This is a genomic window from Brevibacterium sp. OS20 (assembly GCF_056837565.1).
The window spans coordinates 2,035,519-2,060,730 of record NZ_CM166367.1; the positions used below are offsets into that span (position 1 = coordinate 2,035,519).

A 25,212-nucleotide genomic window follows, 5' to 3' on the forward strand; every position below is an offset into this window, starting at 1 on the left:
TCTATTCTCGTAATTGATGGTGAACGACACTGTCAGACTCACTTGGCCCTGGATGACAGCCACACTGTCAGACCGATGACGGCAGCAAGTCCGAAGAACCAGATGAACAGGCCCTCTGCCACTGGGCCCAGCGAACCGAGCTTGAAGCCGCCGGGGGAGGGGTTGTCCGAGACTTCCTTGACGTAGGCGATGACATCGCGCTTGTCTTCGGGAGTCAGGTTCGCGTCGTTGAAGATCGGCATGTTCTGGGGGCCGGTCTGCATCGCTTCGTAGAGGTGCTTCTCGGAGACTTCGGACAGGTTCGGTGCGTACTTGCCGCGGGTCAGCGCACCACCGGAGCCGACCACGTTGTGGCACATGGCGCAGTTGGTGCGGAACAGACCGCCGCCGGCAGCGGGATCACCCTTCGAAGCATCGAGGTACTCGTCTTCGGGAACTGCCGGCCCGGGGCCGAGCGAAGCGACGTAGGCAGCGAGCTGAGCGGTCTGCTCTTCGTCGAACTGCGGTTCCTTGACGCGAGCCTGAGGGCCGTTGGCCTGCAGCGGCATGCGTCCGGTGCCGACCTGGAAGTCCACTGCAGCGGCGCCGACGCCGATGAGGCCGGGACCGGCCTTCGAGCCTTCGGCGTTCATGCCGTGACAGGTGGCACAGTTTGCCGCGAAGAGTTTCTTGCCTTCTTCGATATCAGAGGCGCTGGCTGTGTCCGCCTTGGCGCTCGAAGTCTGCGTGAAGAGTGCATAGGCTCCGCCGGTCAGCAGCAGTCCCACGAGAAGAAGCGCGACCAGCGCCATGGGATGTCTGCGGCGATCTGCTAGAAGCTTCACTTGATCGTCCTTTGCTTGAAGTGTTGTGAGTCCTGGGGGCCGAGCATCTCGGGCCGGCTACTGGAGCAGGTAGATGACGCCGAACAGACCGATCCAGACGACATCGACGAAGTGCCAGTAGTAGGACACGCAGATTGCGAATGTGGCTTCATGGTGACCGAACTTCTTCGCTCCGTAGGCGCGTCCGATGACGAGCAGGAAGCAGATGAGTCCGATGGTCACGTGAATGCCGTGGAAGCCCGTGGTCAGGTAGAAGACGGAACCGTAGCCGTCGGAGCTGATCGAGATGCCCTCGCTGACGAGGGTCGCGTACTCCATGACCTGACCGGAGACGAAGATCGCGCCCAAGGCGAAGGTGAGGTAGAACCACTCGACCATTCCCCATTTGGCGATGTTGAACAGCGACCCGGTCCGCCGGGGACGGAACCGCTCGGCAGCGAACACACCGATCTGGCAGGTGAACGAAGACGACACCAGGATCAACGTGTTGCCGAGAGCGTAGGGGATGTCGAGGATCTGGGTCCTCGCCTCCCACAGCTCCGGAACAACGGACCGGACGGTGAAGTACATGGCGAAGAGCGCGGCAAAGAACATCAGGTCGCTCGCGAGGAACACGATGAAGCCCACCGTGGTCACATTCGGACGATTGACAACCGGATGTGCTGGCGCTGTTTGAGATGCAGTGGCAGTTGACACAACCCCATTATTACCCGTCTCGGGGTGAGTTTTCATCTTTTACCCAGGTTTCGAGAAAGAAATTTCTACACGACGTAGCAAAAACCGCGATCTGGTGCCGAAATCTCGTTTCGGATGCCGCTTCCGCCCGCGTGTCGAAGTCGCGATAGTATGCCGCAGGTAAGGTCCGCCCTGAGCTTCGGGGCGGCGGCAGCCCCTAGTGAGAGTTCAGACGGATGACCGATTCGACGCCCAAGACCACCCCGGCAGCTCAGGCTTCCGGGGCCCGCACCACGGTTCCGGCGGCCGCTGAGAACTGGCCCGACTTGCTCATGGCTCTCATGCACCAGCAGGACCTCGATGGAGACCAGGCGGCTTGGGCGATGGATCAGATCATGTCGGGCAAGACTCCGGATGTGACAATGGCCGCATTTCTCGCCGCACACCATACGAAGGGCGAGACGGTCGAGGAGATCGCCGGCCTCGTGGCGGCCATGATGGATCATGCCGTTCCCCTGCCAGGACTGGAAGATTCCGTCGACATCGTCGGCACCGGAGGCGACCGCGCGAAGACGGCGAACATCTCCTCGACCGCGGCCATGATCATCTCCGCCACCGGACAGCGGGTCGTCAAGCACGGAAACCGCGCGACATCCTCGGCGTCGGGATCGGCCGATGTGCTCGAAGCCCTCGGCGTGCGGTTCGACATCACACCCGAACAGACCGGTCAGATCGCCCAAGAGGTCGGACTGGCCTTCTGCTTCGCCAACGTGTTCCATCCGTCGATGCAGTTCGTCTCTGCAGTGCGGCGCCAGATCAACGTTCCCACCGCGTTCAACATCCTCGGCCCCCTGACGAACCCGGCTCGAGCCAGGCATACGGCCATCGGCGTCGCCGATGCCCAGATGGCCCCGCTCGTCGTCGGCACGCTGGCCAAACGCGGGCACCAGGCCGTGGTCTTCCGGTCACGCGACGGTCTCGACGAGCTGAGCAACACCGACGTCAACGATGTGTGGGAAGTCCGTCACGGCGAGATCGAACACACGACGTTCGACGCCCTCGACCTCGGCATCGAGCGGGCGACGAAGGACGATCTGCGCGGCGGCGGCCCGAATGAGAACGCGGCCATCACGCGCGCGGTCCTCGACGGTGAACGATCGGCCGTGCGCGACATCGTGGCCATCAACGCCGCAGCGGCGCTCGTCGCCGCCGACGAGTCGGCTGTGGGCACCTTCACGGAGCGCTTGGCCCTCAAACTCGAAACTGCGGTGGCGACGATCGACAACGGGGGCGGCGCGGACAAGCTCCAACAGCTCATCGACGTCTCACACAGAGTCGCTGAGTCGAACCGCTCCTGAGCTCTGTACATGGCTGGTCGCTCCCTGACGGGGCAGCGACCAGCCATGATCGCCTGCGGGCGTCACAGAGACGAGCTCGGCGGTCTCCAGCCAGCCGGCCAGCAGACGCGACTCCTCCGGGAGCGAGTCGGTCTCCTGCGGCAGCGCTCCGGGGGCAGGGACCCATTCGGCCGTCGAACTCAGGGCCGACAGAGAATCTCCCATGGCTTGCCTGGTCGACACATGGCCGGCGCCGGCGAGTTTCCCGTGGCGGATGATCGCCAGGTCCCAGCCGGAGTCGAAACCGGGGGCCGCCGCAATCAGTTCGGGAACTCTCCGTAATGCCGTGACCTGTTCGGCTCGCGCCGCGATGGACACTGCCGAGCGCATTGAGTCACGGACCTCGGCGGCCGTTTCGAATCGGGCCTCTCCTGACAGTCGCTGCATGCGTTCAGCGGCCAAGCGCTGCAGTGAGGACAGGTCCCCATCGAGCAGAGCGAAGAGCTCGCGGATCGAGCTCTGGTAGTCATCGACATCGGTGATCCCAGCGCAGGGACCGCCGCATTGACCGACCTGTGCACTCACACAGGGACGATGTTCGCCGAGGCTGCGCTGCGTGATCGCTGCCGTGCACCTCTTGACGGGGTAGAGGGTGTCGAGGAGTTCCTTGACGGCCTGTGCCGACTTCCGTGAACGGAACGGTCCCAGCGGTGGAGCGGGGGAGCGTTCGAGAGCCGAGTTCGCCCGGACCACCGACAGTCGGGGGAAGAGCTCATCGCTGAGGACGATCCAGGAATTGCGTTCCGGGTTCTTCGACCGTCGGTTGTAAGGCGGCGCCAACTCTCCGATGAGGCGGATCTCGCGGACTTCGGCTTCCAGCGCATGGGCGCAGGGCAGGCAGCTGACCTCTTGTGCCGCAGTGATCATCTCGGCCATGCGGCCACGGTTCTCCGAGGCGTTGAAGTACCCGCGCACTCGCCTGGCCATATTTCCGGACTTGCCGATGTAGAGCACACGGCGAGTGCCGTCGAGGAACATGTAGACGCCGGGCTCCGCGGGAACGCCCTTGGCCAGGTGGGATTTGGCCTGACGCTTCGCCCACCCTGACTGCCTGACGGTCGACAGCTCCTCCAGCGTCGTCACTCCGTAGCCTCCGAAGCGTTCGAACAGATGGTGGAGGAGCTCGCCGGTCGCTCGCGCATCGGAGAGCGCACGGTGATCGGGCTCGACCTGGGTGCCGAAATGAGCGGCGAGCGTCGAGAGTTTGTGGTTGCGCACTTCGTCGCGGCCGACGACGCGTCGGGCCAGCGTGACGGTATCGAGGACTGTGGGCGCCGGCCAATGGTAGTCGAGACGTTCGCAGGCCGAGCGGAGGAATCCGATGTCGAAGGGCGCATTGTGTGCGACCAGCACCGCACCGACGGAGAATTCCAGGAAGCTCGGCAGAACCGAGCTGATCGGAGGTGCGTCATCGACCATCGCATGAGTGATGCCGGTGAGCCGGGCGACGAATGGGCTGATCACGGAGTGTTCCGGTTTGACCAGGGTCTGGAACTCGCCGATGACCTCGCCGCCGAGAGTCTTGACCGCGCCGATTTCGGTGATCTCCGATTGCCCGGCTCGGGTGCCCGTCGTTTCGAGGTCGACGATGACGAAGGTGACGTCGGACAGGGGAGTTCCGAGGCTGTCGAATGACAGCTGAGTGTTGTGCAGTGCGCTGGGCGCGCGGTCGAACGGGACGGTCATGATGTCCAGTCTCTCAGGTGTCGCTGACACGAAGCGGCCAGCATCGCTCACACCGAGGATCCGTCGCCGTCGTCGGCGGAACGATGGCTCGGCAGGTGGAAGAACAGACCGACCGCGCCGCCGATGCCGACGGCCAGGCCGATGAGCAGGTACCACCCGGGCAGCGGTCGGAAGAAGATCACGCCGATGAGCAGCAGCACGACCGCGCCGAGAGCCGCGGCCCAGGACAGCACGAGAGTGGGCGAAGCGGTGCGCCACCCGATCGGCTCCGCCGGTTCGCGCTCCCAATGCTCGGTGTCCTCGAGGGCGTCGCGAACATCCTCGGCGGGCATATCACCCGTCGTCGCCGAGGGTTCGGCGATCTGCCGGACGAGGTCGTCCCATTCCTCGTCACTGATGCGCGATCGGTCGTGCCCGATCCGCTCCGGATCGGGAACCTCCCCTCGCCAGTCCTCCCGGCCCTCGTCGTCGGGAGTCGAAGCGGTGCCGTCGTCGTTCATACCTGACTCAGCAATTCCGTGGCCCCAGCTATTCCCCGGTCTCGGACTGCCGTGGCACGGTCGTTTCGGTGGAGACCGCCTGCAGGACCGCCTCTGCGATGGTGTTCGCGTCGAAGTCGAGGGTCGCCACATGGCGAGATCGGCGCAGGGCGACGATCCTCGGCGGGTGCGGAAGGTTCGATCGCAGCGCACGCAGCGTCCGCGGACTCACGACGTTGTCCTCACCGGAGACCATGGCAGTGACGGGGCGGGTGACTTTCCACAGATCGTCGCGCAGGGTTCGCAGCGCACGATGGAACGTGGCCAGGGGAGCCACCGGCGTCCGTTCGTAGGCGTACTCGTCGCGGTCCGGGTGGGCGATGTCGCCGCCGATCGACGGAATCGTGCGCACGACGTGCCTGAGCACTGGCAGCAGGGGAGCGAAGGGAGAGTCGATGTAGAGGGCAGGATTGACCACGACGATCTCGTCGGGCGCACCCGCTGCCGCCGCCAGGGCGAGTGCAAGGGCTCCACCCATCGACAGGCCGGCGACGACGACACGCTCGTGGTCGGCCTGCAGCCGACCCAGCTCGGTGCGCGCCTCGCCGAGCCAGTCGGACCATCCAGTGGAGTCCATGTCCTGCCATGAGGTGCCGTGTCCGGGCAGCTGGGGGACGCTGACGTCGACGCCCTCCGCTGCGATCGCGCGGGCGATCGGGACCCAGGCGACGGGCGAACCGGTGAGTCCGTGCAGGAAGAGAACCGCGGAGGCTGAACCGTTGTCGAGGCTGCGATAGGCGGCCGTCGGGTCCGCTCCGAGTGTGAAATCGATCTCCATGCTCCCAGCATGGCACGGATGAGTCCGAGACGGACTTCGCTGTTCACCGTTCGTGTCGATATATGATTGCCGAGGACGACAAAGAGTCGTAGTCGGAAGGGTGCGCGTGTTCTACTGGTTTCTCAAGCGAGTCCTCGCCGGACCCATCCTGCGGATCCTCTTCCGTCCGTGGGTGCGGGGCCTGGACAATCTGCCGTCCGAGGGCCCGGCGATCATCGCAGGAAATCACAACCACTTCATGGACTCGATCTTCGTTCCGCTGCTCGCTCCGCGTCCCGTCGTCTATCTGGCGAAGAAGGACTACTTCACCGGTCGCGGAATCAAGGGTGCGGTGACACGGTGGTTCTTCAAGCTCAACAATCAGCTGCCCATGGACCGCGGCGGCGGATCGGGATCTCAGGCGTCGCTCGAATCGGGTCTGAAGGTTCTCCGTGAGGGAAACTCGCTGGGCATCTATCCCGAAGGCACTCGCTCGCCCGACGGGAAGCTCTATCGCGGACGCACTGGCATTGCGCGTCTCGTCCTCGAGTCCGGCGCGCCTGTGGTTCCAGTGGCGATCATCGGCACGGACAAGCTGCAGCCTGCCGGTCGCCTCGTTCCCAAGCTCCGGCGTGTCGGAGTCGTCTTCGGCGCACCGATGGACTTCTCGAAGTATTCGGGTCTTCCTGTCGACCGTTTCATGCTGCGGTCGGTCACCGACGAGATCATGTACGAGATCATGCGCCTGTCCGGACAGGAATACGTTGACAGCTATGCGTCGACGGTCAAAACCAAGCTGCTGACGAGCGCCAAGCCGAAGAAGACGGATCCTCCGAACCGGGATGAATCGAAATCAGACGGCGAAAGCCCGTCGAACTAGGCCCTTCGGCCCCGGCTCCTTCCGCTCCGGGTCGCCTGAATGACATCCATGTGACATGTTCGAATACTGCGGTAACGGCGACACGCGGAAATTGTTACCTCGAGATGTTTGTCCTGGCGGGGACGGCAGAATAACTTGGAGTTGTTGAATCCCACTGTAGGTTCGCTGGGAAGAGAGCTAGAATGACTATGTTCTCGGTCCTTCCAAGCGACCTTCGCTTCCCCCAGGGACTTTAAGGAGGAGTCGGTGTGAACCGCTCAAGTCATGAAAGCGTCGACATGACGCCGATGCCGTCAGCAGCCCAAGGGCTGCTGTTCGATGATGATCTGCCCGTACTCGATGAAGAGGCCGGCTACCGCGGTCCCACCGTCTGCAAGGTCGTCGGCATCAGCTACCGTCGCCTCGATTACTGGGCGCGCACCGATCTGGTGACCCCGTCGATCCGCAATGCGACCGGATCCGGCAGCCAGCGGCTCTACAGCTTCCGTGACATCCTCGTCCTCAAGATCGTCAAGCGACTTCTCGACACCGGCGTCGGACTGCAGTCGATCCGCACCGCGGTTGAGCACCTGCGTTCCCGCGGCGTCGACGATCTCTCACAGATCACCCTCATGTCCGATGGCGCCAGCGTCTTCGAATGCACCTCACCTGATGAGGTCGTCGACCTCCTCCAGGGAGGGCAGGGCGTCTTCGGCATCGCCGTCGGCCGCGTCTGGAACGAAGTCGAAGGTTCGCTGTCCGAGTTCCCGAGCGAACGAGTCCCAGAAGACGACGCGGCCCTCGAAGCCATGGATGAGCTCGCCGCCCGTCGCGCACGCAAGTCCGGCTGACAGCCGACAGAGTACTCACACCACCACCGAGGCGGTCCGCTCAGTTCGAGCGGACCGCCTCGGTCGTCGTATGGAACGGAAAGGTGAGGCGCCGGGCGCCTCGAATGTGTCCGAGGCGCCCGGGAACAGAGAACTGCCGTCGCGAACCTGAGTTCGCGACGGCAGTCGACGTGTTGGTGGGGGAGCGGGGGCAGCTAGTCGTTCACTTCTGCTCGGGGTGCTGAGCGCCGTTCTTCGCCGGGGCGGCACCGCGTCGTCCGCGGATGTTCTCCGAGCGCAGTGCTCGTTCGAGAAGAGCGTCGAACGAGCCGGCGACTTCTTCGGCGGGTTTGCCCGGCCAGGAGTGGATCGGACGCGCCGATCCCTGAGCCTGCTGCATGACGGCCCGTTCGGCCAAGGGCGGATTGAGGACGAGAGGACCGAACATCTCACGCATCTCCTGGATGCGATAGTCATGTTCGGTCGAACCGGCACGTACCCGATTGACGACCAGGCCGAGTGGCTGCAGATCGGAGGCACCACGCTGCCGCAGCTCGTCCGTCGCCCGCAGGGCACGGTCGGCAGCCGCAACAGAGAACAGGCTGGGCTCGGTGACGACCGCGACTCGGTTGCTCGCTGTCCACGCCGTACGGGTGAGACCGTTGAGGCTGGGCGGACAGTCGATGAGGACGAGTCGGTAGCCTTTCGCGATGCGAGTCAGGGCATCTTCCAGCCGGCGCAGATAGCGCTCGGACAGCGAAGGCCGATCGAATTCCGCGGCACGCGGAGATCCTGAGATCACATCGAGGTGGCCGAGCCTGTCACCGACCCACCCGGAGGGGATGATCGCCTCGGACAGGATCTTCTGGGACTTCGGAGCAGCGAGCACATCGGCGATGTCGACACGCGTCGAGGTCGGCACATCGAGGCCGGTCGACGAGTCCGCCTGCGGGTCCATGTCGACGACCAGGGTGGGAATCCCCCTGTTGTAGGCCGCCGAGGCCAGACCGAGCGTCACGGATGTCTTACCGACTCCGCCTTTGAGGCTGCTGATACTTAGGACAAGCACCCTCCTACGTTAACGTATCGGCGGCTGCCGAGCCGTGCCGACCACGCCGAGACTCACGTCTCAGTCCAAAGTCGACCCCCGGGCGCAGAGGTGTTCCAGGTCACTTGTAGAGTATGTTCCCGACAGCTTGTCGACCAGTCGCCCAGTGCGGCCGATACAGAAGTGAGAGACACCTATGTTCTCTAAAGTCCTCGTGGCCAACCGCGGAGAGATCGCCGTTCGTGCGTTCCGTGCCGCCTATGAGCTCGGAGCCTCCACCGTCGCAGTCTTCCCGTATGAGGACCGCAACTCCGAACATCGCATGAAGGCCGACGAAGCCTACATGATCGGTGAGGAGGGTCATCCCGTCCGCGCCTACCTCAGCGTCGAAGAGATGCTGCGGGTGGCGAAGGAGAGCGGCGCCGACGCCATCTACCCCGGATACGGCTTCCTCTCTGAGAACCCCGATCTGGCACGAGCCTGTGCCGAAGCGGGCATCACTTTCATCGGCCCCAAGGCCGATGTGCTCGAACTGGCAGGAAACAAGGTCCAGGCGCTGGCGGCAGCACGCAATGCGGGCATCCCCGTCCTCGACTCGACACGTCCGTCGGCCGATATCGCGCAGCTGCTCGCCGATGCCGAATCGATGGAATACCCCCTCTTCGTCAAGGCCGTCGCCGGCGGCGGTGGTCGCGGAATGCGTCGCGTGGCTCAGGCCTCCGACCTCGAAGACGCTCTCAAGGCCGCGATGCGCGAAGCCGAAGGCGCCTTCGGCGATCCCACGGTCTTCATCGAGCAGGCGGTGCAGCGCCCCCGTCACATCGAAGTCCAGGTGCTGGCCGACAACGACTCGAACGCCATCCACCTCTTCGAACGCGACTGCTCCGTGCAGCGCCGCCACCAGAAGGTCGTGGAGATCGCTCCGGCCCCGAACCTCGATCCCGAGATCGCGGCCGCCCTGCACGCAGATGCCCTGAAGTTCGCAAAGGCGCTGGGCTACCAGAACGCCGGCACCGTGGAATTCCTCCTCGAAACCGACGGGCCGCGCGCCGGCAAGCACGTGTTCATCGAAATGAACCCGCGTGTCCAGGTCGAACACACAGTGACTGAAGAGATCACCGACGTCGACATCGTGGCCTCGCAGATGCGCATCGCCGCCGGGGCCACCCTCGAAGAGATCGGCCTGCGCCAGGACGAGATGCGGATCAAGGGCGCCGCACTCCAGTGCCGCATCACCACCGAGGATCCCGCGAACTCGTTCCGCCCCGACACCGGCACGATCACCGCCTACCGCTCTGCCGGTGGTGCAGGTGTGCGCCTCGACGGCGGAACCGTCCACGCCGGTGCTGCCGTCAGCCCCCACTTCGACTCGATGCTCGTGAAGCTCTCGTGCCGCGGCCGCGACTTCGCTCAGGCCGTCGGCCGTGCCAAACGCGCCCTGGCTGAGTTCCGCATCCGCGGCGTATCGTCGAACATCGGCTTCCTGCAGGCCGTCCTCGATGATCCCGCATTCGTCGCCGGAGACTTGTCCACGTCCTTCATCGAAGAACGCCCGCAGCTCTTCGACGCTCGAGTGAGCGCCGACCGCGGCTCGAAGCTGCTCGACTACCTCGCCGATGTCACGGTCAACCGCCCCCACGGCGAACCGGGCCTGCGCATCCGTCCGGGCGACAAGCTCCCGAGCATCGACCTCTCCGCAGCACCCGCTGCGGGCAGCCGCGACCGTCTCGCCGAGCTCGGACCGGAGGGCTTCGCCCGCGCCCTGCGTGAGCAGAGCTCCCTGGCCGTCACGGATACGACATTCCGCGACGCCCACCAGTCCCTGCTGGCCACCCGTGTGCGCACACGAGACCTGCTGGCCGTGGCCGGGCACGTCTCCCGCATGACACCCGAGCTGCTGAGCATCGAGGCCTGGGGCGGTGCGACCTATGATGTGGCGCTGCGCTTCCTCGGCGAGGATCCATGGGAACGTCTCGAAGCCCTGCGCACCGCGGTGCCCAACATCAACCTGCAGATGCTTCTGCGCGGACGCAACACCGTCGGCTACACCCCGTACCCGACCGAGGTTACCGACGCATTCGTCGATGAGGCGGCCCGCACGGGCATCGACATCTTCCGCATCTTCGACGCTCTCAACGACGTCGAGCAGATGCGTCCGGCGATCGAGGCCGTGCGCGGAACGAACACGGCACTGGCCGAGGTGGCCCTGTGCTACACCTCGGACATCCTCGATCCGAAGGAAGAGCTCTACACGCTCGACTACTACCTGCGCTTGGCCGAACAGATCGTTGGCGCCGGAGCTCATGTGCTCGCCATCAAGGACATGGCCGGCCTGCTGCGCCCTGCCGCCACGGTCAAGCTCGTGACTGCTCTGCGGGAGAACTTCGACCTGCCCGTCCACGTCCACACCCACGACACCGCGGGCGGACAGCTGGCCACCCTCTATGCAGCTGCCGCCGCCGGTGCCGATGCCGTCGATGCCGCCTCGGCGGCCATGGCCGGAACCACCAGCCAGCCGAGTCTCTCCGCGCTCGTCGCCGCATTCGAGAACACCGAGCGCGACACCGGCATCAGCCTCGACGCCGTCAGCGACCTCGAACCCTACTGGGAATCGGTGCGCAAACTCTACGCACCCTTCGAGTCCGGGCTCGCCGGACCGACCGGCCGCGTCTACCGTCACGAGATCCCCGGCGGACAGCTGTCGAACCTGCGCCAGCAGGCCGTCGCACTGGGCCTGGGGGAGCGGTTCGAGGACATCGAGCACATGTATGCGGCCGCCGATTCGATTCTCGGCCACCTCGTCAAGGTCACCCCGTCCTCGAAGGTCGTCGGCGATCTGGCGCTCCATCTCGTCGGCGCCGGAGTTGCGCCGGAGGAGTTCGCGGAGAACCCCGACAAGTTCGACATTCCCGATTCGGTGATCGGCTTCCTCAACGGTGACCTCGGTGACCCTCCGGGCGGATGGCCCGAGCCGTTCCGCACGAAGGCCCTCGCCGGCCGTTCCGCCAAGCCGCTCACCGAGCATCTCGAACCGGCGGATGCCGAAGCACTGCAGACGCCGGGCCGGGACCGGAAGGACAAGCTCAACGAGCTGCTGTTCCCCGGGCCGACGAAGGAATTCCAGTCGATGCGCTCGAACTACGGCGACCTCTCCGTCGTAGAGACCTCCGAGTACCTCTACGGCCTCACCAGTGGGGAAGAGCATGCCGTCGAGCTGGCGAAGGGCAAGAACCTGCTCATCGGCGTCCAGGCCATCGGCGGCACTGACGAGCGCGGGATGCGTTCGGTCATGTTCACCCTCAACGGGCAGCTGCGTCCGCTGCAGGTGCGTGACCGGTCCGTCGAAAGCGAAGTCAAGACTGCGGAGAAGGCCGATCCGAATAACAGCGGACACGTCGGCAGCCCGTTCGCCGGTGTTGTGACCATGCAGGTCCACGAGGGCGACAAGGTCTCCGTCGGCGACACCGTGGCCACCATCGAGGCGATGAAGATGGAAGCGACGATCACCACGCAGACGGCCGGAACCGTCTCCCGTGTGGCCATCGCCGATGTCCAGCAGCTCGAAGGCGGAGACCTCGTCGTGGTGATCGATGCCTGAACGTGAGATCCGACTGTGGGGAGACCCCGTGCTCCGCAGCAAGTGCGAACCGGTGATGGTCTTCGATGATCACGTCGAAGCTCTGGCAGCCGACCTCGTCGACACCGCACGGCCCGAGGGCCGTGCGGCCGTCGCCGCTCCGCAGATCGGGGTCGGACTGCGAGCCTTCGGCTACGACCTCGACGGTCGCACGGGATATGTCATCAACCCGGAGATCGTCGAGCTCGGCGGGCAGCTGCGAGATATCGAAGAAGGCTGCCTCTCCGTTCCCGGGCTGTTCTTCCCCACCCCACGCTACGAATTCGCTCGGGTACGCGGGGTGGATGCGAAGAATCAGCCGATCGAGATCGAAGGCACGGAAGTCTTCGCCCAGATGCTCCAACACGAGGTGGGGCACCTCGACGGGCAGGTCTACATCCAGACTCTGCCCGGGGAACGCCGGCGGGAGGCCATGAAAGCCATCCGCTCGGCCGGTTGGTTCCTCGCCCGAATGCCCTGAGCCGAGTCATTCGCACCCGACCGACCATATAGACCAAGAAGGAGAAGTTTATGAGCATCCAGCGCACCGCCGTCATCGGCAGCGGACTCATGGGAGCCGGAATCGCCGAGGTGCTGGCAAAGTCCGGTCTCGACGTCATCGTCCGCGAGATCAACGAGGAGGCCTCGGCCGCCGGTCGTGCCCGCATCGAGAAGTCCCTGGCTCGCGCAGTGGACAAGGGCAAACTCGATGCCGCTGCCCGTGACGAGGCGCTCGGCCGACTGCGGTTCACCACCGATATCAGCGATCTCGCCGATCGTCAGCTCGTCATCGAGGCGGCCAGTGAGAACGAGGACATCAAGAAGTCGATCTTCGCCGAGCTCGACCAGGTCGTCACCGACCCGGAAGCGATCCTGGCCTCGAACACCTCGTCGATGCCGATCATCCGATTCGCGCAGGCGACCTCGCGCCCCGAACGCGTGCTGGGTGTGCATTTCTTCAACCCCGCACCGGTCCAGCCGCTCGTCGAGATCGTGTCCTCGGTGCTCACCACCGAGGATGTCCGCAGCACCGTGACGTCCTTCGTCGCCGATGTGCTCGGGAAGAATCCGATCCAGGCCGATGACCGCCCCGGTTTCATCGTCAACGCCCTGCTCATCCCGTACCTGCTCAGTGCGGTCCGGATGCTCGAGGCCGGACACGCGACGAAGGAGGACATCGACGCGGGAATGGTCGGCGGCTGCGCCCATCCGATGGGACCGATCAAGCTGGCCGACCTCGTCGGTCTCGACACCTGTCTCTATGCAGCAGAGAGCATGTATGAGGAGACCGGTGACCCGGCGAACAAGCCTCCGATCCTGCTGTCGCGCATGGTCGATGCCGGCCTGCTCGGTGTGAAGTCCGGACGCGGATTCTACGAATACTGATCTGACGCTCCGGTACAGACAGGTCCGCCCCGAACCCTTCGGTTCGGGGCGGACCTGTCTTTGTCTGCAGGCAGCGTTCGGGTGTCAGCCGGCGAGCAGCTTCTCATAGCTGGCCAGGCGCACACACGCCACGAGACCCTGAGCGGCGAGTTCGACCTCATCGAGGGTCGGCATCGTCGGCGCGATGCGGATGATGTTGTTGTCAGGGTCGAGACCGTACGGGTGTGTGGCACCGGCAGGAGTCAGCTTCACTCCGGCTTCCCCTGCGAGTTTGACGACGCGATCGGCGATGCCCTCCATCGTCGTCAGAGTGATGAAGTACCCGCCGTCCGGGGAGGTCCACTGCGCCAGCTCTTCCGCTCCGAGTCCGTCCTCGAGCGCCTTGAGCACCGCGTCGAACTTCGGTGCGACGATCTCGGCATGCTTGCGCATATGTGCTTCGACCCCGGCCGGGTCGGAGAAGAACCGGACATGGCGCAGCTGGTTGATCTTGTCAGGGCCGATCGCGACCTTCCCGAGGTTCGCTCGCATCCAATCGACCGTGGCCGGGCCTCCGGCGAAGAACGACACACCGGCCCCGGCATGAGTGATCTTCGACGTCGAGGCGAAGACCCATGCGCGTTCGGGATGACCCGCCTCTGCGCAGAGGGAGAGGATGTCGAGATTGTCCGGATGGTCCTCTCGCAGATGGTGCACCCCGTAGGCGTTGTCCCACAGCAGAGTGAAGTCGGGCGCCGCCGTCGGCATGGCAGCCAGCTCCCGTGCCCGCGCTTCGGTGACCGTGATTCCGGTCGGGTTGGAATACATCGGCACCAGCCACATGCCCTTGACCGCCGGATCTTCGGCCAGACGCTGCGCCTCGGAGATGATCGGGCCCTCGTCATCCATCGGGATGGTCAACAGCTCGAACCCGAGGGATTCGGCCAGGGTGAAATGGCGGTCGTAACCGGGCACGGGACACAGCAGCTTATGCGGACCCTGCCCCCACGGGCGATCATCGACGACCGTGCCGTGCATGAGGGCGAAGGTCAGCGCCTGGGTCATGAAAGTCAGCGAGGCATTGCCGCCGGCCAGCAGCTGATCGGCCGGAACCTTGAGCAGCGGAGCGAAGATCTCCCGCAGTTCGATGAGTCCGTCGAGTCCGCCGTAGTTGCGGGTATCGACACCACCGGGAGTGCGGAAGTCGTCGCCGCTGACCGCAGTGAGCAGATCGGCAGCGAGGTCGAGCTGCTCCGGGGCCGGCTTGCCCCGTGTGATATCGAGCGCGAGACCGCGCGAGGCGAATTCCTCGTATGCGGCGGAGGCTTCGTCCAGTTTGGACGAGAGGTCGGACGGTGCGGACATGCTGGCTCCTTAGGGCTGGGAACGGGCCGTTGACTCCATCCTATCGACTCGGCGAATGTCGACGGCGCTAGAGTGGTCTGCAGCGGTGACCCGGACGACCGCAGGCAATTCGATGAAAGGCAGACTCAGATGGTGCGACCACGTGCGCAGGCCGCCCACGGACGCAGTTTCGGCACCCAGGCCGGAGTCTATGACGAGGTGCGGCCCGGATATCCCGACTCCGCCCTCGACCTCGCGCTGACCGGTTGGGAGCCGCAATGGTCCGGTCTGCGCGTATGCGACCTCGGTGCGGGAACAGGAATCCTCAGCCGCCGGCTGCTCGCACACGGTGCTGATCTCATCGCCGTCGATCCCGACACAGCCGCACTCGAACGCAATCCTGCCCCCACGAAGATCGGCACCGCTGAGGACACCGGCCTGAAAGCAGAGAGCCTCGACCTCGTCACTGTCGCGCAGGCCTGGCATTGGTTCGACGAAGCGCAAGCAGCCGCCGAAATGGCGCGCATCCTTCGCCCGGGAGGCCGGCTGCTCATCCTCATCAACCAACTCGATGTCCGCGTCGACTGGGTGCTGCGCCTGAGCCGGATCATGCACGCGGGCGACGTCTATCGACCGCAGTACCGACCTCAGCCCGGCAACGGTCTGGCTCTCACCGACCACAGGCTCGTCGAATTCACCACGGAGCTCGCCGTCGACGGAATCGTCGACCTCGCTCGCACACGGTCGTATTGGCTGCGCTCGAACGAGAGGACACGAGCCCGAGTCGAAGCGAACCTGCGCGAGTACTTCAGTGTCGAGCATCCTGTGTCCGGCACAGTGGATCTGCCGTATATGTGCCTGGCGTATCTCCTCGAACGGGCCTGAAACGCACGAAGCGGGCCGCACCCGATGAGGGTGCGGCCCGCTGTTGGCAACCGGGGAACGCCTCGGCGTCCGAACCTCGGCCACCGTGATTCCGTCGGAATCCGGCGCCGGTGTCAGCTGTCGAGGCCGGGGGAGCGGGGCTCGTCGGACGAAGACGATTCAACCACCTCGGGGGAGGTCTGTCCGGCTGCATGGGAGACGGAGATCTTCCGGGGGCGGGCCTCCTCGGCGACGGGGATCGTCAGCGTGAGGACACCGTCGCTGTAGTCGGCGCGGATACGATCCAGCGCCACCCGGTTGCCGAGCGTGAGCTGGCGGGCATAGGTGCCGTTGGTGCGTTCTCGGGTCAGCCACTTCACGTCCTTGTCGGCGACCTCGGACTCGCGGCGAGCGCGAACCGTGAGCGTGCGGTCTTCGACGTCGACATCGATGCTGCTCGGATCGACTCCGGGCATATCGATGCGCGCGATGAAGACTTCGCCGTCGCGGTAGAGGTCCATCGGCAAGGTGGTGGCGTTCGGAGTGCGGGTCACCTCGGAGAAGAATCGGTCGAGGTCACGGATGGGGTCGAAACGTGTAGCCATGTGCTTCCTTTCGTTCGGGTCCTACATTGAGTCAAACACACTCAACTTTGAAATGATTCCAAACTCATGAAATTCTCAGTCTGTGAGCCTGGTTCCCATACTCCTCGCCCTTCTTCCCGTCACGGCGCTCATCGCGTTCGGTCTCGTGCTGAAGAGACTGCCGGGATTTCGGAGTCCGGAATTCTGGTCGGGCGCGGAGAAGCTCGCGTACTACTGTCTCCTTCCGGTGCTCCTCTTCACCTCCGTCGCCGAGGTAGATGTGGCCCATGTCCCGCTCGCGCGCTTGGCAGCGGCTCTCGTCATCCCCACCGTGATCGTGTCCCTGGGCATCGTCCTCGCCCGCCGGGTCATCGCCCGCGATCTTCCGGCCTTCACCTCCGTGCTCCAAGGCGGGATCCGCTTCAACACTTATATCGGCCTGTCGTTGGCGGGCAGCCTGTTCGGTTCCGAAGGCAGCGCCGTGGCCGCGATCATCGCGGCGATCCTCGTCCCCACGGTGAATGTCATCTCGAGCCTCGGCTTCGAGTTCCTGCGCACCGGACCGAGCTCGCTGCTCGCGCTGTTCAAGGCGATCGTGACGAATCCTCTCGTGCTCGGCTGCGTCGCGGGAGCCGCGGCCAATGTCAGCGGTCTGGGTCTGCCGGACGTGGCGGCCACGGTCCTCGAACCCTTGGCGGCCGCCTCGCTGCCCATCGGGCTCCTCTGCGTCGGTGCCGGTCTGCAGGTGTTCTCGATGCGTGCCCATGCCCGGGCGATCATCGTCTCAACGATCGTCAAGCTGATCGTGCTGCCGGGGCTGTCCCTCGTCGCACTGTCTCTCTTGGCAGTCCCGACGGTGTCGGCGCTGGTCGGGCTGCTCTTCCAGTCGATCGCCACGGCGAGTTCGGGCTATGTCATGGCCCGGCAGCTCGGGGGAGATGCGAAGCTCATGGCTGCACTCATCGCCGGTCAGACCGTCGTCATGCTCGTGTCCCTGCCGGTCGTGCTGCTCATCGGCAAGTCGGTCCTCGGCTGAGGACGGACCGGTCTCCCCGCAACCTCGGTCCTGCATACGTCAGCGGCCGATCCCGTGCTGGGATCGGCCGCTTGAGTACTCGATTCGAGTTCACACTCGACTCATAGAGCTCGCTCGGAGCGCTGAGCCGGAGCGGTCATGCAGTTCTCACTCGCTGTCGGCGGTGATATCAGGGTGGCGTGAGCCGAGTTCGGAATCGATGCGCAGGACGCCGGCACCGTCGTTGCCGACGCGCTCAAGGCGACCGATGATCTCGGAGATGCTCGACTCCTCCTCGACCTGCTCGTCGATGAACCAGTGGAGCAGCGGCAGGACGTCGAGGTCGGCCTCGTCCTGAGCGGTGCGGTAGATGTTGCGGATGGACTCCGAGACCTTCTCCTCATGGGCCAGTGCAGCCTTGAAGAAGTCGATCGGCTGCGAACCGGAGACCTTCGGAGCGGCGATGTCGCCGATCTGAGGGGCGAATCCGCGGTCGAGGCAGTGCTGGGTGAACTTGGCGGCGTGAACCTGCTCTTCTTCGGACTGGGCGCGCATCCAGCGCGTCATTCCGGGAAGATCGAGATCATCGAGCTGGATGGAGAGCTGGAGGTAGACCAACGAGGCTTCGAGTTCGAGGGTGACCTGCTCGTTGAGGACCTTCTGCATAGCGGGGCTCAGGTGCATCTTTTACTCCTTTGCGGTTCGAGGCGGATCCGTTCCGCCTGCTTAGAGAATATCCTGACACCTTTTCTAGAACCGTTCCAGTGTGGAAAGGCTCGGCAAACTCTGCCCAGGTATGCCATACCTGCCTCGACCGACGCCGCGTCCTGCGCAGAATGCCGATCAGAGGTCCGGCCGTCTGAGGTGATGTCCAGTGGCGGATTCGAAGGCATGAGCGACTCGCAGCAGCTCGACGTCCGCCCCCGGCTTCGCCACGATCTGGACACCCACCGGCAGGCCGGAAGCCGAGAAGCCGGCGGGTACCGAGATGGCTGGGCAGCCCGTCGCCGAGATGAGGCACAGTGCCCGCATCCAATCGAGATAGTTCTCCAGCTGTACCCCGTTGATCTGCCTGGGATACTCGATGTCCGCATCGAACGGCAGGACCTGGCACGTGGTGAGCACGAGGACGTCATGGCCGGCGAAATAGCTGTCGACTTCCGCGTGCAGGCGGGTGCGTGCTGATTCGGCCGAAGCCACCTCGGCACCGGTGAGGTCGAGGCCCATGCGGATGTTCCACCGGACCGATTCCTTGATTCTGTCCGGGTGCGCCTCATACAGACCGCCCCAGGAGCCCACGAAGTCGAGGGCGCGGCGGACGTTGAATACCTCGTCGGCGTCCGTGAGATCCGGGATCTCTTCGTCCACATGCGCGCCGAGGCTGCCGAACACCGGCGCGGCGGAAGCGACGATCTCCTGCACCTCGGATTCGACCGGAAGCAGTCCGTCCAGGTCGGGGTTGAAGCCGACCCGCAGTCCGGCGAGGTCGGGGGAGCGGTCGGCGTCGAGTGCGAACTCCGGGAGGTCGAAGACACTGCCCGATTCCAGGATCGATTCCGGCGCCGAAGGATGTGGCCCCGAAGCCACCGACATGAGCAGCGCCACGTCGGAGACCGTGCGTGCCATGAATCCGCTCTGGGACAGCCACGCGAAGGGGTTGCCCGGTCGAACGTGGGGGATACGGCCGTTGCTCGGTCGCAGACCGACGACGTTGTTGAACGATGCGGGCGACCGCAGTGATCCGCCCATATCTGATCCGTCGCCTGACGCCTGGATCCCGGCCGCGAGCACCGCCCCCACACCGCCGGAGGATCCCGATGCCGATTTCGTCCGGTCGTAGGGGTTCACGGTTGTGCCGAACACCTCATTGTAGGTGTGGGAGCCGGCGGCGAACTCGGGCACGTTCGTCTTGCCTGTCGTCGTGACGCCGGCGGCTTTGAGCCGGGCGATGATGAGCGCATCCGCTTCGGGCACGCGATCGGCCATGAGCGGTGAACCCCAGGTCGTGCGCATACCTGCCGTGTCGTGGGTGTCCTTATGCGTCATCGGCACTCCGTGCAGGGCACCGAAGCTCTCACCGCGGGCGGTTGCTGCGTCTGCGGCATCAGCTTGAGCGAAGGCAGCTTCGTCGTCTCGTGTGACGACGGCGTTGAGAGCAGGGTTGACCTCATCGATGCGGTCGAGATGGGCCTGCAGAGCCTCCCGAGCAGAGACTTCTTTGGCGGCGATTCGGCCGGCCAGCTCACGGGTCGACCACCACAGCACCTCCTCGCTCATGCGCGGTCCTTTCCGACCTTGCTCAGCACCGCGGACAACGCGGCTCTGATGCCCGTCTCGAGAGTGGTCTCGACATCGTCGGGAGCGAAGAACGGGGAGTGATTCCCGGGCGGGGTCTGACCATCGGCGAACTTCTCGGGGGAGTAGCCGCCGAAGAACCAGTACACGTATGGGACTCCGATGTCATCGCCGAACGCTCCGACATCCTCGCTGCCGGTGGCGGGCTCGGACAGGTGGACCTGTTCGGTGCCGAGTTCGGCTCCGACATGGGTGAGGAACGACTCGGTCTCCTCGGGGTCGTTGTAGCACCGCGGGAACCGATACATCTCTTCGATCTCGGGTTCCGGAGCTCCGGAGGCAAGAGCCTCGGCTTCGATGATGCGGCGGACCCGGTCGAGGACGACCGCGCGGACCTCCTCGGTGAAGGTGCGGATATTGAGTTTGAATTCGGCGGAGTCGGGGATGATGTTCTCTTTGAGTCCGCCGTGGAAGGTGCCGACGGTGACGACCGACATGTCGCGGCCGGAGATCTCGCGTGACACGACCGACTGAAGGCGGGTGATCATATAGGCGCCGAGGACGATCGGGTCGATCGCGTTCTCCGGCTGGGATCCGTGTGCCTGCTTGCCCTTGACGGTCACGCGCAGGCAGTCGGACATCGCCATGGCGGTGCCGCTGCTGACGTAGAGGTGACCGGCGGCACCGGGCCACACGTGCTGACCGAAGATGACCTCGGGGCGCACGATCTCATCCCAGAGCCCGTCATCGAGCATGGCGCGCGCACCTTGGCCGGTTTCCTCACCGGGCTGGAAGAGCATGACGACTGTTCCCGACCACAGGTCCCTGTGTGCGACGAGGTGCTTGGCGAGGTAGAGGCCGACTGTGATGTGAGTGTCGTGGCCGCAGCCGTGCATGACCTTCGTCGTCTCGCCGTCGGGAAGAGTGCCGTCCGCCGTGGAGGCATAGTCGAGTCCGGTGTCCTCGCTGATCGGCAGTCCGTCGATGTCGGCACGGTAGCCGATGACCGGGCCGTCGCCGTTCTCGATCACGGCGACGACTCCGGTTCCGCCGAAGGTGTGTGTCTTCAGTCCGAGGGCCTGGAGCCGGGAGGCGATCTCCGCGGCGGTGTTCGTCTCCTGCATGGACAGCTCGGGAGTGCGGTGGAAGTGCTTGTAGTCGGCGATCGTCTGGTCAAGATCGGCACTGATCGACGCGCGGAGGGCGGAGTTGAGTGACATGATGTCCTTTCAGCAGAGGTCTGGTGCCATCTTGGCAGGAATTGTCGGATGCGGGGGTCGGTCTCGGCAGACGAGCACCGAACGTTGTCAGCCCTCAGTTGATGCCGACGGTGTCGGTGCCGTCGCTGTCGGGTCTTTTGTCCGTGACCGCCTTGTTGCGGGTGAACCATGTGATGAGGATGGTCAGGAACACGACGATGGCGACGTCGCCGGGCGCGAGCACGGGAACCAGTCTGACGAGGACGAGGATGACCAGCGCCGCCATGCCGAGGGCGATGAGCGTCGATTTCAGCTGCTTGAGAGAAGCGATGAGCTGGACGGTGACACCGCCGAGGATCGCCGGGAGGATGTAGAGCTTCGCGACGAGGGTCACCGGCTCGGGAATGAGGGAGACGAGCCAGGTGCCGAGGATGCCGACGAAGATGACCATCGAGGCGACGTGGATGATCGCGGCTCCGCAGATGGCCATCGTCGCCGCGTATTCTCCCTTGCGGGTGCCGGGCTTCGCCCCGATCGTGTCCTGGGCGACGATCGCCGAGGGCAGCAGCTTGTTCGCGACGTTGCCGATCATGAAGGCCTGGTACATCCCGGCGGGTCCGAGGATCGGGAAATAGGTGAGAGGTTCGACGATGTAGAAGACTCCGTAGACGGCGAACACGGCGAGGAATCCCTTGAGGATCTCTCCGAGATCGATGTTCGCGTCGGCGACGAACAGAAGATAGAACGGCACCGAGGTGGCGATGAGGAATCCGATGAACAGCGTGATCGAGCCCCACCGGCTGGTGGTGCGCTCGAATGCCGCGTGCGAGGGTGATGTGATGATCGATGACATGGTCTCTCCTCAGGCTTCGGGCATGCCGAGACCGGCATAGTGGGCGAAGTAGGCGGCGACGAGGCCGATGAGCAGGGAGATTCCCAATCCCCATTCCTTCAGCCAGTTCTGTTTGAGCGTCTTGGCGAGCAGCAGGCAGATGCTCATCACCACTGCCGAGACGATGACGGCGATGACATGGGTCGGTGACTTCGGCAGCTCACGGAAGGTCAGCGCCGCGAAGGCCGCGAGCAGTGCCGCACCCGGGATGATCGACATGAGTGCGGGATTGACCTTCTCGAGCTTGTGAGAGCTGCGTTTGAAGATCGGGGTGAGGATGAGGGTGGAGATCATCCAGCCGGCGCCCGAGAGGCTCATCGCCATGAGGGCGACGATGAACACGCCGCGAGTGAAGGTCTCATCACCGAGGTTGGCACCCATGGTGCCTGCCGCCAGGGACGCAGATGCGACCTCGGTGGCGGCGGACCCGATGAGTCCGACGCGGACGATGACCGGGGGAGTGCCGAACAGAGGCAGCAGAGCGATGGCGACGAGGACCACCGACAGCGATGGCCCGATGGCGGCGACACCGCCGGCGCGGAAGGCCGAACGGACTTCCTGTTGGCTCATACCCGCGGACTCGGCGTTCTTCTTCACCGCGGTCATGTAGATGAGCGATTGAACGACGACGACACCCATCACCGCCATCGCGAGTATCCAGAGAATCGGTGCGTTTGCGAGGCCGATGTAGTCGGCCGAACCGCTGGCCACGGTCATGGTCAGCTCCTCACTTCATTGTCGAGTTGCAGGGGCGCAGGACGGCGATCCACATTGGTATACCATCACGCAGCGCGCAGGAACAACTTATACTGACCGAACGGTCAGGACCATGGTTTGACCAGAAGTTCTCAACACTCGAGATTCAGCGGAGCGATTTCTGATGCCCTTCCCGCCTTGCGGAACGACACCACCCGAGATCGTCGGTACGGTCCCAGGCATCCGGACTTAGGCTGAGGGCATGGATGAAGTCACGACCACTCAGCTCGATCAGGCAGAAGCATGTTGGGTCACAGCCCTCCGTCGAGTCCGCACCTCCGATCTGAACCGGACGAGCGGGGCGGCGGAATGGTCGAATGCGGAGCTCATCAATCACCTGATCGGCGGGGGAGTCCGCTACACGAAGCTGCTGCAGCAGGCGAGCACGGAGGAAGTCGAAGCCACCAGGGGAGCCGATCACCTCGGAGAGGACATGCTCGATTCCTTCTGGACTCACGAGAGGACGTTCAGAGCGCTGGTGTACGAATGCGACCTCCACGCGCCCGTCGCTCACCGGATCGGCAGCATCCCGGGAGCGCAGCTGGTGCAGATGCGCATTCTCGAGCTCGCACTCCATGCCGCTGATCTCTCACGCGGCACCGGACATGACTGGCCGATCGATGAGAGCCTTGCCGAGTTCATCTCAACCGAGCTCGGCGATCTCATCATCGACTTAGGGCCTGAGGGCGGGTACAGGCCGCCACGCCCGATCGGCGGGGGAGTCACGCACGCTCAGCGCGTGTTGCTGCTGTCGGGCCGGTAAAGGGTTCCAGGCGGTGACCTGGTGGATCCGCGGTGCTTCAGCGCTTCTTCGGTGAGATGTACATGGTGATGCGTGCGGTGACGAAGGCGATGCCATTCGCGTCGAGGACATCCACAGGGACGATCAGGTCGAACTTCTCGTCGCCGAATTCGGGGATCTCTTCAAGCCGGGTGACTGCCATGACCGCCCCTTTGCTGGCCTTGGCGTTGTATTCCACGGTCATTCCCGCTGGGATCCAGCGGTGAGTGGGCGGCACGGTCGCTTCCGTCATGACACCGGCGGCGACTTCGGCCATATTGCACGACGCGATTGCGTGATAGGTGCCGATATGGTTGTGCATTCCACGGCGGTTGGGCGCAGTGACGCGGCACAGCCCGGGTCGCAGCTCTTTGATCTGCGGGCGCACAGTACGGAAATAGGGTGCCTTGAAGCAGATGCCCTGAGAGAACAGCCATGAACCGACGAGGCCGCCCAGAGGCATCTCCTGCATCTTCTTCCAGAGCTTGAAGGTGGGTGCAGATTCGGCGGTCTGCACGGCTGTGGTGTCTGCGGTCATGGAGGCGCCCTTCACTGTGATCTGAGTTACTGTTCAGTACACATGCTATCAGTCGGACCATTCGGCGAGCGTGTGGTCACGAGTGCGCTTGAGGAGTTCACGCAGCACCGATTCGTCGGCATCATTCAAGCGCGTGAGATACAGGCACGACGTGCCGCTGCGGTACTTGCCGAGCCTGGAGGCAAGGTCGGGCCAACGGTCCTCATAGTCGCTCGTGAGATAGATCGTATGCTGACGCGAGGCAGGGGAGTACGCGAGAACCGGCATCGTGCCGCCATGTCCTGATTCGTAGCGATACTCGACCTCGCCGAATCCGATGATGCGTGAGGCCCAGACAACGGGCTCTTCGCCGGAGATCTCTGTGAGGATCTCGCGCAGGCGATCAGCCTCGGCGCGCCTGGGACCGCCTGCACGGTCGAGCACGTCATCGACGGGTTCGCCTGTCGGTCGCATTGCTGGTTGCTTCGTCGCCATTTCGCCTCCCAGTCAGAACTCAGCAGAAGACCTGGACCATCAGATTGCAGAACACATCTGCGGCCATCGATCGTCAGCATCAACTCTATAGGCGAAACCACGGGGCAGCGGCTCGGCTCTCAATCTTTACTTAACATAATGTATATTATCGGCGTTCTATCCTAAGGCGGAGAGGAGCATCGAAACTCACGAATCACGCTCCCGACACGAAAGCACAATGCGCAGCGACGACCCTCACCGACAGAAATGGCCGTGAGCGACGCATGGGTCACTCACGGCCATTCCAGGACCACGATCGCTGCGCACGTGTTCATGCCTGGAGATCGTTGATCGTCAGATCATCGTGTGGTCTCAGCTGCCGACGGTGACGTTGCCGCCGAGGCCGACCTTGCCGCTGTCGTCAGAGCCACCGTCGTCCTTCTTGCCGCCATCGTCCTTCTTGCCGCCTCCGTCATCGGCAGCGCCATTGGACTTCGTCAGTCCGGCTTTCTCACCGCAGGTCGGCCATGCGCCCGGCCCCTGCTCCTTGAGGACCTTCTGAGCAATCCGAATCTGTTCCTTCTTGCTGTGCTCATCCGCAGTGCCCGAACCGCCGAAGCCGTTCCAGGTCTGCTTGGAGAACTGCAGTCCGCCGTAGTATCCGTTGCCGGTGTTGATGTGCCAGTCTCCGCCGGATTCACATTCGGCGACCTTGTCCCAGACGCCCTTCTCAGATGCCTGGGCCGGCTGCCCTGCGCTCATTCCGGTCAGTCCGGCGGCTGCGATAGCGCCGGCGCCGACGAGCAGGGCGACCTTGCGGAGGCTTGTGCTGTAGAGGTTCACTGTGTCTTCTCCAAAGTACGACTGCATTTCGGTTCTGTAACCCGGTCGTTAC

25 protein-coding genes are annotated in these 25,212 nt (G+C 64.3%); 9 read left to right on the plus strand and 16 right to left on the minus strand.

The genetic code is table 11. The features are described 5' to 3' along the window. Positions 1-38 precede the first annotated feature (38 nt). Together qcrC and ctaE are read right to left on the minus strand one after the other, a co-directional pair. A complete protein-coding gene (gene qcrC / locus ACVZTU_RS09120; RefSeq protein WP_139467192.1) occupies positions 39-824 on the minus strand; it encodes a cytochrome bc1 complex diheme cytochrome c subunit in 786 nt (261 codons plus the stop codon). A gap of 57 nt (positions 825-881) precedes the next feature. After that, positions 882-1,556 (minus strand): aa3-type cytochrome oxidase subunit III, encoded by a 675-nt coding sequence (gene ctaE / locus ACVZTU_RS09125; RefSeq protein ID WP_172169436.1) that lies wholly within the window; start codon positions 1,554-1,556, stop codon positions 882-884. A 179-nt stretch (positions 1,557-1,735) separates the two neighbouring features. Here ctaE and trpD point away from each other — a divergent pair, with 179 nt between their 5' ends. Then, positions 1,736-2,857, plus strand: a complete 1,122-nt coding sequence (gene trpD / locus ACVZTU_RS09130; RefSeq protein ID WP_139467193.1) for an anthranilate phosphoribosyltransferase — start codon at positions 1,736-1,738, stop codon at positions 2,855-2,857. Here trpD and ACVZTU_RS09135 read toward each other — a convergent pair. Genes ACVZTU_RS09135 through ACVZTU_RS09145 form a run of 3 tightly spaced genes read right to left on the minus strand, consistent with a single transcriptional unit; the run spans position 2,825 to position 5,899 of the window. After that, positions 2,825-4,582: a DEDD exonuclease domain-containing protein gene (locus ACVZTU_RS09135; RefSeq protein WP_139467194.1), complete on the minus strand. Its 1,758-nt coding sequence runs from the start codon at positions 4,580-4,582 to the stop codon at positions 2,825-2,827. The two genes, trpD and ACVZTU_RS09135, sit on opposite strands and share 33 nt — an antisense overlap. 47 nt (positions 4,583-4,629) lie before the next feature. Continuing rightward, positions 4,630-5,082: a YiaA/YiaB family inner membrane protein gene (locus ACVZTU_RS09140; RefSeq protein WP_139467195.1), complete on the minus strand. Its 453-nt coding sequence runs from the start codon at positions 5,080-5,082 to the stop codon at positions 4,630-4,632. 28 nt (positions 5,083-5,110) lie between these two features. Beyond that, positions 5,111-5,899 carry an alpha/beta hydrolase gene (locus ACVZTU_RS09145; protein WP_139467196.1) on the minus strand — a complete coding sequence of 263 codons (789 nt, stop codon included), beginning with the start codon at positions 5,897-5,899 and terminating at the stop codon, positions 5,111-5,113. A gap of 106 nt (positions 5,900-6,005) precedes the next feature. On the opposite strand from ACVZTU_RS09145, the gene ACVZTU_RS09150 reads away from it, so the two are divergent. Beyond that, on the plus strand, positions 6,006-6,758 hold the full coding sequence (locus tag ACVZTU_RS09150; RefSeq protein WP_139467197.1) for a lysophospholipid acyltransferase family protein: 753 nt from the start codon (positions 6,006-6,008) through the stop codon (positions 6,756-6,758). 248 nt (positions 6,759-7,006) lie between these two features. Further along, positions 7,007-7,588, plus strand: a complete 582-nt coding sequence (locus tag ACVZTU_RS09155) for a MerR family transcriptional regulator (RefSeq protein WP_101544153.1) — start codon at positions 7,007-7,009, stop codon at positions 7,586-7,588. 202 nt (positions 7,589-7,790) lie between these two features. Here the strand turns inward: ACVZTU_RS09155 and ACVZTU_RS09160 are convergent, their stop codons facing one another. Continuing rightward, positions 7,791-8,636, minus strand: a complete 846-nt coding sequence (locus ACVZTU_RS09160) for a ParA family protein (RefSeq protein WP_446657545.1) — start codon at positions 8,634-8,636, stop codon at positions 7,791-7,793. Positions 8,637-8,811: 175 nt separating this feature from the next. Between ACVZTU_RS09160 and ACVZTU_RS09165 the strand changes: the two genes are divergently transcribed. Genes ACVZTU_RS09165 through ACVZTU_RS09175 form a run of 3 tightly spaced genes read left to right on the plus strand, consistent with a single transcriptional unit; the run spans position 8,812 to position 13,617 of the window. After that, positions 8,812-12,213, plus strand: coding sequence for a pyruvate carboxylase (locus tag ACVZTU_RS09165; RefSeq protein ID WP_139467199.1), 3,402 nt, complete (start codon positions 8,812-8,814; stop codon positions 12,211-12,213). Then, positions 12,206-12,712 carry a peptide deformylase gene (locus ACVZTU_RS09170; protein WP_139467200.1) on the plus strand — a complete coding sequence of 169 codons (507 nt, stop codon included), beginning with the start codon at positions 12,206-12,208 and terminating at the stop codon, positions 12,710-12,712. Before ACVZTU_RS09165 ends, ACVZTU_RS09170 begins: the two co-directional genes overlap by 8 nt. A 50-nt stretch (positions 12,713-12,762) precedes the next feature. Further along, complete coding sequence (locus ACVZTU_RS09175) at positions 12,763-13,617, plus strand: 3-hydroxybutyryl-CoA dehydrogenase (RefSeq protein ID WP_139467201.1); 855 nt, start codon at positions 12,763-12,765, stop codon at positions 13,615-13,617. An 84-nt stretch (positions 13,618-13,701) separates the two neighbouring features. Here the strand turns inward: ACVZTU_RS09175 and ACVZTU_RS09180 are convergent, their stop codons facing one another. Next, the gene (locus tag ACVZTU_RS09180; RefSeq protein WP_139467202.1) at positions 13,702-14,961 is read right to left on the minus strand and encodes an aspartate aminotransferase type Ic; all 1,260 of its coding nucleotides are present in this window, start codon (positions 14,959-14,961) and stop codon (positions 13,702-13,704) included. A gap of 129 nt (positions 14,962-15,090) precedes the next feature. On the opposite strand from ACVZTU_RS09180, the gene ACVZTU_RS09185 reads away from it, so the two are divergent. Beyond that, a complete protein-coding gene (locus ACVZTU_RS09185) occupies positions 15,091-15,825 on the plus strand; it encodes a class I SAM-dependent methyltransferase (RefSeq protein ID WP_139467203.1) in 735 nt (244 codons plus the stop codon). A gap of 113 nt (positions 15,826-15,938) precedes the next feature. Here the strand turns inward: ACVZTU_RS09185 and ACVZTU_RS09190 are convergent, their stop codons facing one another. After that, positions 15,939-16,409, minus strand: a complete 471-nt coding sequence (locus ACVZTU_RS09190; protein ID WP_139467204.1) for an Hsp20/alpha crystallin family protein — start codon at positions 16,407-16,409, stop codon at positions 15,939-15,941. Positions 16,410-16,491: 82 nt separating this feature from the next. On the opposite strand from ACVZTU_RS09190, the gene ACVZTU_RS09195 reads away from it, so the two are divergent. Continuing rightward, complete coding sequence (locus tag ACVZTU_RS09195) at positions 16,492-17,424, plus strand: AEC family transporter (protein WP_139467205.1); 933 nt, start codon at positions 16,492-16,494, stop codon at positions 17,422-17,424. Between the two features lie 147 nt (positions 17,425-17,571). On the opposite strand, the gene ACVZTU_RS09200 is transcribed toward ACVZTU_RS09195, so the two are convergent. The 5 genes from ACVZTU_RS09200 to ACVZTU_RS09220 form a co-directional block, all read right to left on the minus strand. Then, positions 17,572-18,087: a ferritin gene (locus ACVZTU_RS09200; protein WP_139467206.1), complete on the minus strand. Its 516-nt coding sequence runs from the start codon at positions 18,085-18,087 to the stop codon at positions 17,572-17,574. A 159-nt stretch (positions 18,088-18,246) separates the two neighbouring features. Beyond that, positions 18,247-19,680 carry an amidase gene (locus ACVZTU_RS09205; protein ID WP_139467207.1) on the minus strand — a complete coding sequence of 478 codons (1,434 nt, stop codon included), beginning with the start codon at positions 19,678-19,680 and terminating at the stop codon, positions 18,247-18,249. Next, positions 19,677-20,918, minus strand: coding sequence for an amidohydrolase (locus ACVZTU_RS09210; RefSeq protein ID WP_139467208.1), 1,242 nt, complete (start codon positions 20,916-20,918; stop codon positions 19,677-19,679). Before ACVZTU_RS09210 ends, ACVZTU_RS09205 begins: the two co-directional genes overlap by 4 nt. 94 nt (positions 20,919-21,012) lie before the next feature. Then, complete coding sequence (locus ACVZTU_RS09215; RefSeq protein ID WP_139467209.1) at positions 21,013-21,750, minus strand: hypothetical protein; 738 nt, start codon at positions 21,748-21,750, stop codon at positions 21,013-21,015. A 9-nt stretch (positions 21,751-21,759) separates the two neighbouring features. Continuing rightward, positions 21,760-22,506 carry a DUF5058 family protein gene (locus tag ACVZTU_RS09220; protein ID WP_139467210.1) on the minus strand — a complete coding sequence of 249 codons (747 nt, stop codon included), beginning with the start codon at positions 22,504-22,506 and terminating at the stop codon, positions 21,760-21,762. 241 nt (positions 22,507-22,747) lie between these two features. On the opposite strand from ACVZTU_RS09220, the gene ACVZTU_RS09225 reads away from it, so the two are divergent. Beyond that, a complete protein-coding gene (locus ACVZTU_RS09225; RefSeq protein ID WP_139467211.1) occupies positions 22,748-23,308 on the plus strand; it encodes a maleylpyruvate isomerase N-terminal domain-containing protein in 561 nt (186 codons plus the stop codon). A 37-nt stretch (positions 23,309-23,345) separates the two neighbouring features. On the opposite strand, the gene ACVZTU_RS09230 is transcribed toward ACVZTU_RS09225, so the two are convergent. From ACVZTU_RS09230 to ACVZTU_RS09240, 3 genes are all read right to left on the minus strand, one after another. Beyond that, positions 23,346-23,864, minus strand: a complete 519-nt coding sequence (locus ACVZTU_RS09230) for a hotdog fold domain-containing protein (RefSeq protein WP_218973596.1) — start codon at positions 23,862-23,864, stop codon at positions 23,346-23,348. Between the two features lie 48 nt (positions 23,865-23,912). Beyond that, positions 23,913-24,338 (minus strand): DUF1801 domain-containing protein, encoded by a 426-nt coding sequence (locus ACVZTU_RS09235; protein ID WP_139467212.1) that lies wholly within the window; start codon positions 24,336-24,338, stop codon positions 23,913-23,915. Between the two features lie 351 nt (positions 24,339-24,689). Continuing rightward, a complete protein-coding gene (locus tag ACVZTU_RS09240) occupies positions 24,690-25,187 on the minus strand; it encodes a transglycosylase family protein (RefSeq protein WP_482400260.1) in 498 nt (165 codons plus the stop codon). Positions 25,188-25,212 lie beyond the last annotated feature (25 nt).